The sequence below is a fragment of the Pseudomonas parafulva genome (genome assembly GCF_000800255.1).
In the GTDB taxonomy this organism is placed as follows: Bacteria; Pseudomonadota; Gammaproteobacteria; order Pseudomonadales; family Pseudomonadaceae; genus Aquipseudomonas; species Aquipseudomonas boreofloridensis.
In genome coordinates this window covers 3515930-3531343 of record NZ_CP009747.1, presented here as the reverse complement: position 1 = coordinate 3531343, position 15414 = coordinate 3515930, and the positions used below count along the sequence as shown (strand labels likewise).

General features: G+C 61.3%; 9 protein-coding genes. 2 read left to right on the top strand and 7 right to left on the bottom strand.

Translation table 11 applies throughout. From position 1 onward, the window contains the following. Nucleotides 1-13: 13 nt before the first annotated feature. The 6 genes from NJ69_RS15295 to NJ69_RS15270 form a co-directional block, all read right to left on the bottom strand. Complete coding sequence (locus NJ69_RS15295; protein WP_080754764.1) at nt 14-913, bottom strand: serine hydrolase; 900 nt, start codon at nt 911-913, stop codon at nt 14-16. Continuing rightward, on the bottom strand, nt 903-1631 hold the full coding sequence (locus tag NJ69_RS15290; protein ID WP_080754763.1) for a thioesterase II family protein: 729 nt from the start codon (nt 1629-1631) through the stop codon (nt 903-905). Before NJ69_RS15290 ends, NJ69_RS15295 begins: the two co-directional genes overlap by 11 nt. Next, nucleotides 1628-7363, bottom strand: coding sequence for a type I polyketide synthase (locus NJ69_RS15285; protein ID WP_039580466.1), 5736 nt, complete (start codon nt 7361-7363; stop codon nt 1628-1630). Before NJ69_RS15285 ends, NJ69_RS15290 begins: the two co-directional genes overlap by 4 nt. A gap of 2 nt (nt 7364-7365) precedes the next feature. Then, on the bottom strand, nt 7366-9210 hold the full coding sequence (locus tag NJ69_RS15280) for a non-ribosomal peptide synthetase (RefSeq protein ID WP_039580464.1): 1845 nt from the start codon (nt 9208-9210) through the stop codon (nt 7366-7368). A gap of 3 nt (nt 9211-9213) precedes the next feature. Further along, the gene (gene ccrA / locus NJ69_RS15275) at nt 9214-10425 is read right to left on the bottom strand and encodes a crotonyl-CoA carboxylase/reductase (protein ID WP_039580462.1); all 1212 of its coding nucleotides are present in this window, start codon (nt 10423-10425) and stop codon (nt 9214-9216) included. A gap of 726 nt (nt 10426-11151) precedes the next feature. Beyond that, nucleotides 11152-11631 carry an Lrp/AsnC family transcriptional regulator gene (locus NJ69_RS15270; RefSeq protein WP_039580461.1) on the bottom strand — a complete coding sequence of 160 codons (480 nt, stop codon included), beginning with the start codon at nt 11629-11631 and terminating at the stop codon, nt 11152-11154. Nucleotides 11632-11781: 150 nt separating this feature from the next. Here NJ69_RS15270 and yedA point away from each other — a divergent pair, with 150 nt between their 5' ends. Next, nucleotides 11782-12678 carry a drug/metabolite exporter YedA gene (gene yedA, locus NJ69_RS15265; protein WP_039580459.1) on the top strand — a complete coding sequence of 299 codons (897 nt, stop codon included), beginning with the start codon at nt 11782-11784 and terminating at the stop codon, nt 12676-12678. Nucleotides 12679-12753: 75 nt separating this feature from the next. Then, nucleotides 12754-14079: a DEAD/DEAH box helicase gene (locus NJ69_RS15260; RefSeq protein ID WP_039580456.1), complete on the top strand. Its 1326-nt coding sequence runs from the start codon at nt 12754-12756 to the stop codon at nt 14077-14079. Nucleotides 14080-14125: 46 nt separating this feature from the next. Here the strand turns inward: NJ69_RS15260 and NJ69_RS15255 are convergent, their stop codons facing one another. After that, nucleotides 14126-15385, bottom strand: coding sequence for a TIGR03862 family flavoprotein (locus NJ69_RS15255; protein WP_039580453.1), 1260 nt, complete (start codon nt 15383-15385; stop codon nt 14126-14128). Between the last annotated feature and the right edge of the window lie 29 nt (nt 15386-15414).

Genomic DNA, 15414 nt, shown 5'->3' with positions numbered 1-15414 from the left:
GGTCCGGGCTCCGTTAATCATGCTGAAGTGTGCAGTAGTCATCGAGCAGGCGTGAAAACAGCCCAATGAAGTCCCTGGCGTGGGCAAAGGCGCATGTGGTGGGAGCGACGTGGTTCAGGTCGTCAACGATGACCGAAACGATCACCTTCACCTGACCTTGGCGCATGAAGTAACCCACGTTGTTGTAGTTGCGATAACCAATGCCGTGTTTATCACCTACGTGACTGGCCTCGTCGAGCCAACTTCGGATTGCCGTGGTGTCTTGTTGCCCACGCATGCACGCCAAGCCGAATTCACACAGTTCTTGGGCAATGAATGTGGGGCCCCTGCCGGTGCCTTGAACGCCCTGCACCATCAACTCCAGGGCTTTCACCAGGTCCGAAGCGGTGGTGGTATTCACCGCTTCCAGGGGATGGTCTGCATCGAGCAGCGGGTTGGGGACGGCACCGACATGATGGGTGTGCTGCAACTGCAACGTCTTTGAAAACGCATTGAGCCGCTGCAGGCCGAGCCGACGCACGAGATGGAACGTGGCTACGTTGTCGCTCAGGGCCATCATGCATTTGAGCAACTCCGCAATGGTGAACGCGCGGGGTTCGTCCAGTAGCCATAATGCCCCGCACGTCTGCTGGCCAGCCGCCTGCGGAAGGAGCCAAAGCCGGTCGTCGAGCCGCCAGTTACCGGTTTCGATTTCGCGCAGTACCGCAATGAGGATGAACAGTTTGCGGGTACTCGAGGCAGGGCATGGCGCATCGGCTGCCTGTTCGAAGCGCGAGCCTGTCTGCCAGTCGAGGATGCACCATCGATAAGCGCAACCTGGCCCTGTTCGTGACAGCGTGAGCATGCACTGATGAATGTCCTGAATCGTCGAGCAACGCGCTGGGTACGGGTGAGCGGGCAGTTCAATAGGCATGTGCGGTGACCTCACGAAGCGTTCGTGCCACCGTCTCAGCTACGGCTGCGAAGTTCGTACGGATGAAGAAGTGATCGCCTGCGACCGTCGTCAATTGGCACCTGCCCAACGTTTGACGCGCCCAGCCCGAGTAATCGGGCTGCTGATCGGTCACCGGGTCGTTATCGCCCAGTATGAGATGAATGGGCGCCGATACCTGCGCAGGCGGGCATCTGGAGAGGTCGATGGCCAGCTGAAAATCTGCGCGTATGACCGGCAGAGCCTGTTGCATGAGTTCAGGGTTGCTCATCAGTTCTGGCGGCGTACCGCCCAAGTCCTGGAGAACCTGCAGCAGGCGCTGATCGCTCAGATCACGTTCATAGGCGCCCATGGCAACGGCGAAGCGCTCGGGTGCCAGGCAGCCACTGACGAACAGTGCCTCTGCGCGCAGTTCCAGACGCTGCTCAAGACTGACGAGCAGCTCAAAGGCGAGCCGACCGCCAAGACTATGCCCGAACAACGCAAACCGGCCGCGGCAGCGGCTTTGCACCTGTTCGAGCAGATAGGTGATCGTGGCTTCACGGCTGTTGAACGCAGGGGCCCCGGGCGACTGGCCCCGTGGCGGCAAGTCCACAGGTATGACCTGGGCCATCGGTAGTAGACGTTGCCAGCGTGCGTAGAAACTCGCGCTACCTCCCGCGTAGGAAAAACACAGCAATGAAATACGGTCCTGGCTCACACGTCACGCTCCTTCAGTTGGAGTAGTGCATCGAGCTTCTGGCTCATCAACTGTGCCCACCCTTCTACCTGCTTGTGGCTGAAGCGCTGACTGTGATGCCAGAAATTCAAGCGCAGGTCGTCGTCAAGTATCTCGACTACCAAGTGCAGGCCAGGGACACGCTGCATGTCTTCTATATTCGCTTGGGCCAATAGACGGTCTGAGATGGGCCCGAGAATTTCTACACCTTCCACACGCACCTGATCTGGCGCCGGGACCGTGTGCCGATAGTTGAGGAAGTTGATGCCCAGATCGGAGAAGTAGGTATCCAGTGCCATACCCGCGAATGCTGGGACAACATCAATCAGCATACTTGGGTGCATCAACGGATAGTCCTGCATGGCGTTGATCGTGCGTGCGACCATCCCTATGCCATCAAGCCACTGGTGATGCACCGTAATTGGAATGGGCCAAGGCGAAGTGAAGGGGCCAATGACATCGTTGAGCTCCTCGAGACCGCGGCCGCTATTGATCGTGCTTATCATCAGCTTGTCGCACCGCAACACGTGCGCCATGGTGGAGGCATAGGCATACAAGACCGCATTGAATACGCTGAAACCGTATTCGCCCCCCAAGGTCGCCAGGCGCCGATTGGCCGATGGCAATTCAATACTGTATCGGCTTGAAGGCGCCACCGTCGTCGAGGTGAACCCTGGGTGGTCAGGCAGTGCTGTGGGACCCTCGAAGGCGTTGAACAGCCCCCGGAAGAAGGCGGCATCTTCCGCCCAAGTGCTCTGGTACTGGGCCTGCCTTCTGGCGTAGTCGGCGTAGCGCAGGCCCTCTGCGCGTGCGCGTGGCGTTTGATCTCGCATGAAGGCGTGCAGGCAATGGGCGAATCGTTCGAGCATCAGCGTCAGCGATTTGCCATCGAACTCCAGGTGCTGCACACCTAGCAGCGCGATGAAAAAGGGTTCTCCCACGTCAATGAAACGCAGTGCCCAGGTCACGTTCACCTGCGGCTGGGGTAGCGTGCGAGCCATTGCGCGCACCTGCTCACCAAGCTGCTGGGCTGGATCGGCGACATCTCGCAGGTCCACGAACAGCGCGTCGAAGCTGTCAAGTACTTCGTGGGTCGAGCGGATCTGTGGTCTACCTTGCGGGAAAAAGGTGCGCAGCAGCGGCTCTTCGTCCAGCACTTGAGACAAGGCAGCATAGCAATGCTCGCGCTGAAGCGGCGCATGAATTCGATAGGGAATGACCCGCAGGCCGTACCCTTTGGCGATCAGCGAAAGCCAGCGAACCTGCTGGATCGACACGGGGGGCTCCCCTGTTTCCACGCTATCCAGTGACTGCGGTCGAGCGCCGGGCGCTCGCCATTGTTCGGTCCCGGTCAAGGTTGCGACCACCTGCGCGAGCGCGTCCATATTGGCGATCTGCTGCAGTTGCTTGATGCTGTAATCAATACCCAACTGCGTGGTGAGCGCATTGCGCAATTGCACCTTCGCCAGTGAGTCAAAACCCAACTCGGCCAGCGTCGCCTGGCTGATGTCCTGGAAGCTGCGTTGTGTAGAGGCGTTCAGTCCTACCAGGTTGTCCACGGTTTTCATCAGCCACGGCTCGAGCTCCGAGCGCCTGGCGCGCTCGTCGTGACAGGTACCGAGCCTCTCAGCCAGGGTGAGAGAATCCGGGGTCGAGATCGCGCTGGCCTGGGCTGAGGGGGGCAACTGCTCAAGCAACCTGGCGCATGCGGGCGAGCGAGCAGCGAGCAGCTCGACGTCCAACTTCATGAATGCGCTGTTGCCAGGCGGTTGTGCCATCAGTTGACTCAAGTAATCGATGCCTTGGGCGCTCGAGTGCCCCAGCAGTCCGCCGGCTTGCAAGACGTGTTGACGTTGAGGCTGATCGCGTAGTGCTCCGGCGTCGAGCCAAACGCCCCAGTTGATGGTGGAGACGTTGGCTGCGGTGCCAAAGCACTGGGTTGGCAATGCGTCGAGGAAGGCGCTGGCAGCCCCGTAGGCCGCTTGTCCGCCATTGCCCAGCAACGCAGTAGCGGAGGAGAAGTTGATCACCCACTGGACCTGCAAGCCTCGTTCGGCAAGCACAGTGCACAGCGTGAGGATGGCTGTGCACTTGGCTGCGAATGCCCGTCGCAGATCCTCGAAGCTGACGTCTTCGTACAACTTGTCTTGCAGATCCACCGCCAGATTGAACAGGCACAGCTTGCCCAGGCGAGCGCTGCTGGCCCAGGCACGACATTCTTCCCGCCCTTGTTCACTGCTGGTATCCATACAGTGGTAGTGGACCTGAGGATGGCAACGCATGATTGCCTGCAGTTCATCTGCCGGCCGCAGGGATCGTCCAATCACATGAATAGCGCTGACATGATCGTCCACAAGACGCTGTATCAAATGTCTGCCAATTCCTCCGCCGCCGCCCAGCAGTAGATACGTTATGCCGTTGTCGAACTTCATGGGTGTCTGCTCGAGGTGCGCTGCCTCCAGGCGCGGGACCTGAGCAGTGCCGTCGCTACAGTGCACCAGCGCTTCATCGCTGTGCAGCACCTGCCGTAACACCCTCCACTCGTTTTCATCATCCGGTTGCGCAGGCGAAGGCTGGACGAAATGCACCACGCACGCCCGCAGTTGTGGACATTCGATCATGACAGTGCGGAACAAGGCGGCCACGCTGGTGGCGAGTGCTGAAGGATGATCGGGATGGGCCATTGCGGCCGGACTTGCACAGATCGCACAAAGCCGAGGCAGTTGTGCGTACGTTCGCGTCAGGCTACGCACGAGGTCCAGAAGATAGGCACACACCGCGACTGCCGCGTCTGGCTCGTCTGTCGGCAGATGAGTGAGGTCTGCGTAAACGCAGTCGAATCCTTCCGGGTACTCTCGCCAAAGCGTGTCGATTGCGGCAGGCGCGCAGTGATCGGATCCTTGGGCAGCCCCTATCCAGGGGGCCGAGTCCACAGCCCAGACGTGGCCGAAAGCCCGTTGCAGTGCTGAGCCGTATCTGGAATTCGAATCTGGGGTGAGCAACAACACGTTCGTGGGGGGCGAGCTGATCGATTGAGCATTTTCCCAGGAAAGTGGATGCCAAGTGGTTTTGTAAAGGCTTGGTGTGCTCGCCTCAGGGACGTTGCTTTCGATCCAGCAGCGCACCCGTTGAAAGGGATAACTTGGCAATCCTTCGAGCAAGTGGGGCGACGGTGCCAGCGAACTGCTGAGTTGGGCGCCATCGCTGTAGAGCCGTGCGAGCACCGCGAGGTATTGCTGATCGCTAGCGCGCCCCTTGCGAGTCATTGGAAGAACGATGACCTCTGAAGGGGATTGCCCGACTGCCATCGCAGACAAGGCACTGGATACGCCGACCTCGACGAAATGGGTACACCCTCGCTCCACGGCGCAGGCGTAAGCGCTCTGCCAGTTGACGGTCTCGCGCAGTTGGCGACGCCAGTAAGCGGCCTGGGCCACCGTGCTGTCTGCCATTGTTCCGGTCAGGCCCGAGATCAGCGGCATGGACGGGGAGGCCAGTTCGAACTGCGAGACGAATGCCTCGAACTGTTCCAGCAAGGGCTCCAGGAGCGCCGAATGTCCCGGCCTGCTGATGTTCAGGCGCTGGTGGGTGACTGCGCAGGCATCAGCATGTCGCATCAGGGTCTCGATGTCGGCAACGCTTCCCGATACTACGGTGTTGGCCAGCGTATTGGTTGCCGCGATGGATGCGTTGACGCCACACGCTTGCATCAGCCCGATGACTTGTTCCTGGTCCGTTGCGATCATCAGCATGGCGCCCTGCTCGCCGATCGAATGCAGTAGACGGCTGCGCTCGGTGACGATCATGAAGCCTTGCTCAGGGGTGAAGACGCCTGCGATGCAGGCCGCAGCATATTCTCCCAGGCTGTGCCCCAGTAACGCGTCAGGTGCATGAAGGTTGCTCAGGAGCAAGCGCGCCATCGCCACTTGCACAACGAAGATCAAAGGCTGGGAGCGAGAGATATCCGTTTCGAGCGCGCCACTGAAGTGGTCATCGAACAGTAATTGCGCTGCCCGTGCCGCGAACGTCGTGCTGCAGATCGCGTCGAACTCATCCACTGCCTGGCGGAAAACGGGCTCTCGCTCATACAGCGCGCGCGCCATGCCCCGATGTTCGCCGCCCTGGCCCGAGAACATCAAAGCGACTCGAACCGGCTGCGAGTGCCTGATGGGCAGTGGCATGTCCTGCAGGTCTTGCAGGCCTTGCATGGCTTGTGAGCGGTCGGTAGCGACCAGGCAAGCGCGATGGTCAAAGTGCGTGCGCCGTTGCCACAGGTTGGCCACGAATGTGGCGTAGGCCTCATCCGGCTGGGTATGTAGAAACTCCCTGTATTGCGCTATCAATTCACGTAGGGCTTGCGGGGAGCGTGCTGACAGAGGAACGAGACCTGCCGGGAGCGCGGGCACTGCTGGGGCATGAGCGTGCGTAGGCGCCGTTTCCAGGATCAAATGGGCGTTGTTGCCACCCAAGCCGAAGCTGCTGACGCCGATCTGGACACGATCGACATCAAGGTCAATCGTGTTCCGGTTGACTTCAAATGGCGTGTCTTCGATGTGCAGTTCTGGATTGTAAGTGTGTAGGTGGAGCGTCGCCGGAATCTTGCGGTACTTGGCGATCATGATCCCTTTGATCAGTCCTGCCATGCCTGCTGCCCATCCCAAGTGGCCGATGTTGCCCTTGACGCTGCCCAGATAGCAGAGTGACTGCCTGGAGCGTTCAGCGAAGACGTTGGCCAAGGCTTTGACTTCAATCGGGTCGCCAATGGGCGTGGCGGTGCCGTGGGCCTCGATGTAGTGGATGCGTTCCGGCGAGCTCTCTGCAAGACTCAACGCTTCACTCACCACTTGAGTCTGGCCTGCCACGGATGGCGCCGACATGCCTGCCCGGTGAGCACCGTCATTGTTGGTTGCAATACCCCGAATGAGCGCATGAATCTCATCGCCTTGGGCAAGCGCGTCGCTCAGTCGCTTGAGCACGATGACCGCCGCCCCGGAACCAAAGATGGTGCCGCTGGCCTGGGCGTCGAACGGACGGCAGTGACCGTCCGAGCTGAACGGCATCCCAGGCTCGAAGAAGTAAGGAATCGTCTGAGGTACCGAGATAGCACTGGCGCCGACCACCGCGCTTTCGCATTCGCCTAGAAGCAGGGCCTGTACGGCAGCCTGGACGCCAAACAAAGAGGTTGCGCATGCGGCCTGAACATTCACCGCCGGCCCACGGCAATCGAGTTTGTAGGCAATTCTGCTGGCAAGGAATTCCTTGTCAGTGGCCATGAAGCGGGCGAGCGCTTCAGAGGACTGGTACAGGGCGCATGCACTGTCGTGTGCTTGCAAGCCATAGACATTGTTAATGAAATACGAACTTGGACCCGCACCGCAGAACACCCCAGTGGCTGCTGTTCGGCCATGTAGCGCGGCATCTTCCATCGCTTCCCACGCACATTCGAGCAACACCCGCTGTTGCGGATCCAACAACATCGCCTCCTTGAGGCTGAAGCCGAAAAATTCGTGATCAAAGCACTCGATGTGCGTGATCTGCGCCTTGGCGTGAATTCTGCCTGCCTGATCTTGGGAAACCTCGATGCTCTCCACGCCATTCAGGAGATTCTGCCAGTATTGATGCACCGAATTGGCACCCGGGAAGCGGCATGCCATGCCGACGATGGCGATCGCGGTGTCTTCGAGTCTCGACTGTTGGTCATTGAGCTCGCTCATCTTCAGTGCCTCCTCTTGGCCGATAGAGTTGCCATGGCAGCACAGCGCTGCCTGCGATCACTGACCGGCAACGGTCTATCGGGCGGCGGTGTGACGCTGTGAGGACGGGCCAAGTGCGCGCAGAGATGGCGTGCGCAGGGGAATTCATACAGGTCTGTCAGACGCAGATCGCGACCCAGCGCATGACGCAACTCCGCCATGAGCAACAGCAAAGTGATTGAACTGGCGCCCAGGTCCATGAAGTTGTCGAGTGCGCCGACCTTGTCCAGTCCGAGGCAGGGGGCGGCGATTGCGCACAACTGAATTTCCATGGGGCCTTGCGGGGGCTCGTAATGCCCTGGGAGTTGATCGCGTGCGCTACCGAGTCGAGGTAAACGTTGCGGATCGGCTTTGCCGTTATGGTTGAGCGGAATGGCGGCTATCCGCTGATAGAAAGAGGGCAGCATGTACTCAGGCAATTGCGCGGCCAAGTGCGTGTGCAGAGCGAGGGTGACGTCTTGATCCGCTGCGTGTGTGGTGTAGTAGAGGATCAACACCGTCGTGGCCCCCGACTCGCGTGCAACGACCAGGCAGTCCGTAACAAGGCCCGAGTCGGACACCACCACCTCGATTTCCTTGAGTTCGACGCGATGCCCTCGCACTTTATGCTGACGGTCGTGACGCCCTCTATAGTGATAGAGGCCGTTGCTGTCCTGATAGCAAATATCGCCCGTGTCATACATCCGCTCACCGGATACAGGATCATGGATGAACCTGTCGGCTGTCTGCTGCGCCATGCCGTAGTACCCCAGAGCCAGTGATCTACCGGCGATGTACAGACGACCGCACGCGCCTGGCGCTACCGGCTGCAGGTCCTCGTTCAGTACACAGGCCCGGCTGCAAGGCAGCACGTCTCCGAGGGGAGGGAGATCGGGCCATTGCTTGGGTGGCTGCTCGAGCACGTGTTCCATCACGACGTGAGTTTCCGATGGCCCGTAATGATTGATCAGCCGGCAGTTTGGGTGCTCCTGGAACCATCTACGTACTGCGGGATTGATCCTCAACTGTTCACCTGCCACCAGGATCTGTGTCAGCCGCGGTAGGTCAAAGGCGCCATTGCGATCAAACATCGTGAAAGGGATGAGCATGGAAGTGGGCAGGAACAGCCGGGTGACCTGCCTGTCGTGCAGAGTGCGATAGAGGATGTGCAGGTCTTTCTTGATATCGTCTTCAATCAAATGAAGGGTGTGGCCGCAACACAGCGTGCTGTAGATCTCCTGAAAAGATACGTCGAAGCCCTGCGCGGCATAGAAAAGCGTGCAGCCCTGTGCGGTATCGGGTTGGATCATGCCGGCGATCAGTGCGCTCAACGAGCGGTAGGGCACCATGACCGGCTTGGGGCGTCCGGTCGTGCCCGAGGTAAAGACTATGTAGGCAGCAGCCTCCTGACGTTCGTTGACTCCCGTGGGCTCGGACGGCTCGGTGCCGGGGTGGACTTCGCTCAGGTCGAGCAAGACCGTCCCAGCACGCACCAAGTCGATAGGTTCGGTGACGTGTCGATCCACAATGCAGAGCGCCAGGTCAACGGCATCGGCCAGCTGTTTTTGACGCTCGATGGGATACCCGCGGTCCAGCGCAACGGCCGTTCGTCCCGAGATGTGCACCGCCAGCAGCGCGACGATGTAGTTGATATTTTTTGCCATCATCAAGCCAATAAGCGGGCCGGTGGTGGCTGCTTGCAGGGTGAGCGCCAGTGCCGCAGCGCGGCGGTACAGTTGCCGATACGACAATGAATGATCAGTCTGGGTAACGGCAATACGCTCAGGATGAGCACGTGCAATGTCGATGAACCGCTCGATAAAGTCCATGGCTCATGCTCCATTACCGGCGCCAATACGAATGGCCATGTTGCCCATGGGGTCGCGATTCTCAAACATGAGTTGATGCGCCTGGGCAAGCTCGTGGAATTCGAAAGTTCGAGTCAAACAGGGTCTTATTGTTTTCTGTTCAACCAAGGCGTTGAATGCCTCGCACTGTTTTCTATTGGCGAAGTGCGAACCTTGAAGTCGCTTTTGCCTCATCCACTGGTAGCGAATATCGAACGTGCCCCTGTAACCACTGGTGCCGGCACATATCACGACCATGCCGCCGGGTGCGCAAACGAAATTTGATGTTGGGAACGTATCTTCGCCGGGATGTTCGATCACGATCGATGGGTTTTTACGTGCACCCACCAAGCGCCATATTTCTTTTTGGAAGCGCCGAGCTTCCATCATCCAGTCATGGTAGAGCGCGCTATCTTGCAGGTCATCGAGGGGCCCCCAGTGCTTGTAGTCGCGGCGATTGATCGTTCCGTGCGCGCCGTTCTCCATGCAGTACGCAGCTTTTTCCTCGCTGCTGACCACTACGATTGCAATGCCGCCTGCCGCCCGTACCAACTGGGTAGCCATCGTTCCCATACCCCCGCTACCGCCCCAGATGAGAACCACGTCCCCTGGCTTCAGGGTATGGGGTGCGAATCCATACAACATTCGATAGGCAGTCGCTCCACAGAGCATGTAGGAGGCCGCTTCCTCCCAAGAGAGATGTTTGGGCTTTGGCAGCAACGCTGTTTGCTTGACGCGGGTATATTCGGCGAACGCGCCGAAGTTGACTTCATACCCCCATATCTTTGCAGACCTGTCCATGATCTGGTCATCGACCGCATCCTCATCCCACCAACCGCAATGCATGACCACTTCGTCCCCAATCTGGACGTCGGTTACATGCTCTCCGATGGCGACGACGATTCCGGAGGCGTCCGATCCCGCGATATGAAATCCCTGCTGCTGCCCACCGCCACCCTGCAGTGCGACGACATCGACCGGATGGCCCTGTGCTGCCCAGATGCCATTGTGATTGACGCCTGCAGCCATGACCTTTACCAGGCACTCATCGTCACCCACCGGAGGAAGGGTCACACGTTCCAGGGCGAACGCTTTCAGCGGTGGGCCATAGCGCTCCGGTCTTATCGTGTGCGCTTGCATGGTGTGGGGAAGCCCAAGGGCCCGGTGTGTAGAGGTGGATGCTACGGGTGCATTCATCGTTCGACTCTCCATGTTCGACAATTAGAACTCACCGCTCGAACTCACCGCCCTTTGAATTCCATTCGACCAGTGGTCGTGGGATCGATGTTCTGGCGTCATCGAGATCAGAGTTGTGAGGGGGTAGATTAATTATCCAATGCAGGTGTTTTAACTAGTCTTCTAGGACGGGTCAGGTTCACTAGGCTAGTTCGAAACGCCCCCGGTGCAAGTGTCCAGTCAAGCGGATCCAGCAAGGCCGCGTGCAAATGTGATAATCAACACCTGATAAAAATCAATGAACTCAATTGATTGCAGTGGAGAGACTCCGCTGGTCGGAAGTCCAGTGAACGTTTTGTTATATCTACAAGCGAGGGGATGAGGCGAAAGTAGGCGTTCATTTGAGTGTCGGAAAGAGCCTACACGGTGGAAAGTTAGTAGCCGAAGTGTATAGATACTTCGTTTGATCATAGTGTTTCAATGCGGGTTGAGTCACGGCGATGTGGGCCACTGAAGGCGACCCATGGCCTGCAGCCTCTGCTCGCAGGCCCTGCTCATCGCTCCCCAACCGTCCAACGCGACTTCGACCTGCCGTGGGCGGTCGCTGCCTGAAGGTGCGCAACTGTTCGTGACGACGTGGGATCGCTGCTGCCCCTCGGCAATCCCGCCATTGCACGCAGCGCTTGAAAGCGACATAAAGAGGGCTGTCAGCGTCTGGAGGCATTGTTACGTTGACTGATGCGCCCTTCAACGCTTAGTGGAATGTGTGGTGGATCTCATCGCGTCAGGTTTCAGGTGATCCAGCGGCACCCGCCGTTCCACGGCGCTGGACAAGATGATCGCGGTCTTGCTGAAACCCAGTTGCGACACCTGATTGATCAGCGCTTCGAGCTCGGGCATCGACGCCACCGCCGCCTGCATGATCACGCAGGGGTCACCCGTGACCCGATGGCATTCGGTGAGCTGGGGAATACGCGTGAGGGCGTCGTAGGCCTGCTGGTTTCCATGGCTGTTCAGGCGCAGCTCGATGACGCACTGGATCGGCAGGCCGATCTTTTCCAGATCGACCTTGGCGGTGTAGCCGGTGATCACGCCGCTGGCCTCGAGCTTGGCCACCCGTTCGGCCACGGCCGGGGGTGACAGGTTGACCTGGCGGGCGAGTTGGGCGTAGGAGGCGCGGCCGTCCTCGAGCAGGGCGGCGAGCAGCATGCGGTCGTACTTGTCCATCGGAGCCTCGTTCCGGCAATCGACGGTAAACCCGTGCAATTACCGTTGATTGAAAAGTGTCATGCCTGATTAAACCTGTTTTGTAACTTATGTTTGCCCAGGCGCCTTTCTAAACTAAGACACCCGCAAACGGATTTCGAGTCTTTTATCATGCCCGCCTCCCGTCGCTTTCCCTGGTTGCTCCTGGGCGCCTTCACGGCGCTGTACCTGGTCTGGGGTTCCACTTACCTGGCCATCCGCATCGGTGTCGAATCCTGGCCGCCGATGTTGATGGCGGGGGTGCGCTTCGTCATTGCCGGCAGCCTGCTGTATGGCTTCCTGCGTTGGCGCGGCGTGCCGGCGCCCACTTGGCCGCAGTGGCGCTCGGCCGGCGCCATCGGCTTTCTGCTGCTCAGTTGCGGCAACGGCGGCGTGACCCTGGCCGAGCATGCCGGTGTCGCCTCGGGTGTCGCCGCCCTGGCGGTGGCCACGGTGCCGCTGTTCACCTTGCTGTTCGGCCTGTGGTTCGGCCACCGCAACTCGCGCCTGGAGTGGGCGGGCATTCTGCTTGGGCTGGCCGGCATCGCGCTGCTCAACCTGGGCTCGAACCTGCAGGCCAGCCCCATGGGCGCGGCGCTGCTGATCTTCGCTGCCGCTGCCTGGGCCTTCGGTTCGGTGTGGAGCAAGACCCTGCCGCTGCCCCAGGGCGCCATGGCCAGCGCGGCGGAAATGCTGGTCGGTGGCGGCGCCTTGCTGCTGGGCAGCGTCCTCAGCGGCGAGCGCCTGACGCAGATGCCGAGCGCGGCGGGCTGGGGTGCGCTGGCGTATCTGGTGGTGTTCGGTTCGATCGTGGCGTTCAGTTCCTATATGTACCTGCTCAAGCACGTGCGCCCGGCGGCCGCCACCAGCTATGCCTACGTCAACCCGGTGGTGGCGGTGCTGCTGGGCATCGCTTTCGCCGGCGAGCGGATCGGTGCCGAGGAAGCCTTGGCCATGGGCGTGATCGTCGGCGCGGTGGTGCTGATCGGCCTGCCGCAGTGGCGACGGGCGCCGCGTCAGGTGGCGTGAGCAGCGCAAGGCCACAGCGAAGGCAGGCTTGCGGTAAACTGCCGCCTTCGCTGAACCCCCTCTGACGGTACACCCATGACTTTCGCCAAACTCGGCCTGATCGAACCGCTGCTGCGCACCCTGGAGCAGTTGGGCTACTGCACTCCCACGCCGGTCCAGGCCCAGGCCATTCCCGCCGTGCTGGCCGGCCGCGACCTGATGGCCGCCGCCCAGACCGGCACCGGCAAGACCGCCGGCTTCGCCCTGCCCGTGTTGCAACGCCTGGCACTGGAGGGCGGCAAGGTGGACAGCAACTCGATCCGCGCCCTGGTGCTGGTGCCCACCCGCGAGCTGGCCGAGCAGGTCCACGCCAACATCCGCGAGTATGCCGAGCAACTGCCGCTGAGCACCTATGCCGTGTATGGCGGTGTCAGCATCAACCCGCAGATGATGCGCCTGCGCCGCGGTGTCGACCTGCTGGTGGCCACTCCCGGCCGGCTGCTCGACCTATTCCGCCAGAACGCCCTGAAATTCGCTCAGGTGCAAATGTTGGTACTCGACGAAGCCGACCGCATGCTCGACCTGGGTTTCGCCGAAGAATTGCAGGCGGTGTACGCCGCGCTGCCGCGCAAGCGCCAGACCCTGCTGTTCTCGGCCACCTTCTCCGAGCAGATCCGCCTACTCGCCGGGTTGGCGCTGAGCGATCCGCTGAGTATCGAAGTGAGCCCGCGCAATGCCGCCGCCACCACGGTCAAGCAGTGGCTGGTGCCGGTAGACAAGAAGCGCAAGACCGACCTGTTCTGCCACCTGCTGCGCAAGCAGCGCTGGAGCCAGGTGCTGGTGTTCGCCAAGACGCGCAACGGTGTCGATCAACTGGTCGAGCGCTTGCTCGCCGACGGCATCAAGGCCGACGGCATCCATGGCGACCGTCCCCAGGCCACCCGCCAGCGCGCGCTGGATACCTTCAAGGCGCGCGAGATCCAGGTGCTGGTGGCCACCGACGTGGCGGCGCGCGGTCTGGACATCGACGACCTGCCGTTGGTGGTCAACCTCGATCTACCCATCGTCGCCGAGGACTATGTGCACCGCATCGGCCGCACCGGTCGTGCCGGCAACAAGGGCGAGGCGATCTCGCTGGTGTGCGCCGATGAAGTGCAACTGCTGTCGGCCATCGAAACCTTGATCCGCCAGACCTTGCCGCGCCATGAAGAGGCGGATTTCATCCCCGATCATCGGGTGCCGATGACCGATGCCAGCGGCCAGGTACTGAAGAAGCCGAAGAAACCCAAGAAGCCCAAGGAGAACAGCGCCAAGCGCGGCTTGGGCAAGTGGATGGACAGCGCCGAGGACGCTGCGCCGACGGTCAAGCCGGTACGCAAGGTGCCGAGTTTCAATGGCGGACCGCGCAAGCGCAAACCCTAGTGGCGCAAGGCCGATCGCGAGACGAGGCTGCACTGCAGGTGGGGTGTCAGGGGTTAGTCGAAGCGGGCTGGAGCTCAGCGACCCACTGCGCCGCAGCCCGTCCGGCGCGCAGGCCGCTGGCGAAGCAGGCGGTGAGTAGGTAGCCGCCGGTCGGCGCTTCCCAGTCCAGCATCTCGCCGGCGCAGAACACGCCCGGCAGTGCCTTGAGCATCAAGCCGTCGTCGAGCGCCTCGAAGCGCACCCCGCCGGCACTGCTGATCGCTTCGTCCAGTGGCCGTGTGCGCAGCAACTCGATGGGCAACGCCTTGATCGCTTCGGCCAAGCGCTGCGGATCGACGAAGGTCGCCGGGTCGGTCAGTTCGCGTAGCAGCGCAGCCTTCACCCCATCGATGCCCAATTGCCCTTGCAGGTGCCGGGCCATGGACCGCGAACCGCGCGGCTTGGCCAGGGCCTGGGCGATCTTGTCCACAGGCCGGTCCGGCAGCAGGTCGAGCAACAACGTGGCGCGACCTTCGCGTTCCAGGCTGGCGCGCAGCGGCGCCGACCAGGCGTACACCAGGCTGCCCTCGACCCCTTGTGCCGTGAGGATGAACTCGCCCTTGCGCGGCACGCTGCCCGGCACGCTCAGGGCGATGTTCTTCAGCGGCGCCCCAGCGAACTTGGCCTTGAGCAGCTCGCTCCAGCCCTCGACCTCGAACCCGCAGTTGCTCGGGCGCAGTGGCGAGATATCCACAGCGCGCTCGGCCAGCACGGGCACCCAGGCGCCGTCCGAGCCCAGGCGCGCCCAACTGCCGCCGCCCAGGGCCAGCACCATCGCTTGGGCGTGCACGTGCCGTTCGCCCTGTGGATAACCGATGCGCAGCGCCCCTTCGGCAGTCCAGCCCAGCCAGCGGTGCCGGGTGTGGATAACCACGCCGGCTTCGCGCAGGCGCTTGAGCCAGGCGCGCAGCAGTGGCGCGGCCTTCATGTCGGTGGGAAACACCCGGCCCGAGGTGCCGACGAAGGTCTCGATGCCCAGGCCGTGAATCCACTGGCGTAGCGCCTGCCCGTCGAAGTCGCGCAGCAGCGCATCGAGTGCGTCGCGGCGCTCGCCGTAGCGACCGACAAAAGCGGGGTAGGGCTCCGAGTGGGTGATGTTCATGCCGCCGACGCCGGCCAGCAGGAACTTGCGGCCGACCGAGGGCATGGCGTCGAACACCTCCACCGCCACACCCGCCTGGGCCAGCGCCTCGGCGGCCATGAGGCCGGCAGGACCGGCACCGATCACGGCGACGAGGGGAGGGCGAGCGGGGCAAGAGTCGGTCATGGCGGCAGGCGGCTGTGGAAAAGAGCCGG